General features: G+C 40.1%; 1 pseudogene. It reads right to left on the bottom strand.

From position 1 onward, the window contains the following. Positions 1-770: pseudogene (locus tag AC4II3_RS26465) on the bottom strand (hypothetical protein); the annotation flags it as partial. Positions 771-1,908: the final 1,138 nt, after the last annotated feature.

Consider the following 1,908-nt stretch of genomic DNA (forward strand, 5'->3'; position numbering starts at 1 on the left):
TCTTCTAGGTTTTGTGCTTTGGGACCTCTTATTCTCTCAAAGTAAGCATTACCGAGATTGTTTTGAGTCCAAGCCCAATCATAGGGAAAAGCTTGACGGGTGTAAACTTCTTTTGCCAATTGGAAGCAAGGGATGGCATCTTCTAGGTTTTGTGCTTTCTCCCCTGTAATTCTGTTACGGTAAGCATTACCGAGATTGTTTTGAGTCATTGCCCAATTTTGGGGAAAAGCGTCAAGGGTATAGACAGTTAGCGCGACTTCATAGCCAGTGATGGCAATTTCAATCTTGCTGGCTTTATCACCCAAGGGTAATTGCTGAATTAGACTGCTGAAAAGGACAATAAATGCTGCTAGGTATTCCGCATCATCTGGTTTCGCTTCCGCCAGCTTACTTGTTGCCCAATCCCGCAATTTTTCGGCTAATCTACCATTAAGTTTATCTATATTTTCTTCCAGTAATCGGTAAACTACCTGCGCGTCACCATTACTGTCTGCGGTTGCTTGTAGTACCTGCCTGAGAAAGTTGAGTTGGGCATCAGATGTTTTGCGATGCACCCCCATCAAGTCCCCTACAATATTCATTAAAAAATTAGACTTATCTAAATCGCCCTGGATTCGCAAATCTTGCGCCACTTCCAGCATTTTCTGTTGCAATCCCGTATCAACCAAATCCCGGTAGGCATTCAAAACCTTAGAGACTTCTTCATCATTAGAATCGGCGAGTAGTTGCTCAATCAACTTTCGATAGGCTTGGAGGCGTTGTTCGTTCATGGGAGTGACAGCTCAGTCAATATAGCGTTTTGATTTTAGTTGTGAACATAATCCCTTAGGTAAAGGCAATAGGCAAGAGCTAATAAATTATAGCATTTTTAATTGGTTAAGATAATTTTTTTTAGGGAGCAGGTAGCATTTCTATTTGAGTTTTGAACAGAATTGCTTAGGCATGCTAGCAAGAGGCAAGAAGCAAGAAGCAATAGGCATGCTAGCAAGAGGCAAGAGGCAAGAGGCAATAGCTTATCCCATTCAAAGGTTAATGATATTATCTAGAATTGTTAAAAGAACCAAAGGGTTTTTGCCCACCCTACTTACAAAGAATCAACGGCTTTTTGCCCACCCTAAAAGAAGTTGCGTAGGGTGGGCAAAATGATATTATCTAGAATTGTTAAAAGAACCAAAGGGTTTTTGCCCACCCTACAAGCTTTGCTGACTGGCGCGTAGCGCTATACCTAATTGCAACACTGAGATGCCCCTAACCAGTCCTGCCATGTGAGAAAATTGTACTCGTTTATTAGCAACAAGTACTAGTTAATGAGAAACTAGTACTTGTTAAGAAGAAACCGATACCCGTTTGTTACACACCAGTACTGACTTACAAGAAAATAGTACTGGTGTATGAGAAATTAGTACTCGTTAGGAAGAAATTGGTACTGGTGTGTCACAAATGATTACCTGGTCTGGTGTATTGTTAACCCTTGACCGTTATAGCCCTATTGCCTATTGCTTACTCCCTGCTCCCTAAAAGCCCAGACGTTGTACCTAACAGCAATTGCAAACCGCTGTATTGATAATTGTGATATTTTTGCCATGATGGAAGTAACTCCTATTTAGGTGGGAGGAAAACCGCGCTGGCCTCGGTTAATGGTTTTAACCAGCGCGGTTATTAGTCTTAGTCTCAATATATATAGTATAGATAACTCCTGGAAAAAATGCAACAAATAATTTATTTTATTACATTTATTTACAAATACTAGTTTTAGGGATTGATGCACTCAATTATGGATAAGTTATGATAGCAATGGAAGTCTATTTTAGGACATTTTATTGAGATAAAAGGTAACAATAAAGTAAGTATTCAGCTAACAGGGGGACAACGAGGCATGAAAGTCTTATGTAGTGAGAGATACAGCAG

It is taken from the genome of Moorena sp., from assembly GCF_982860115.1.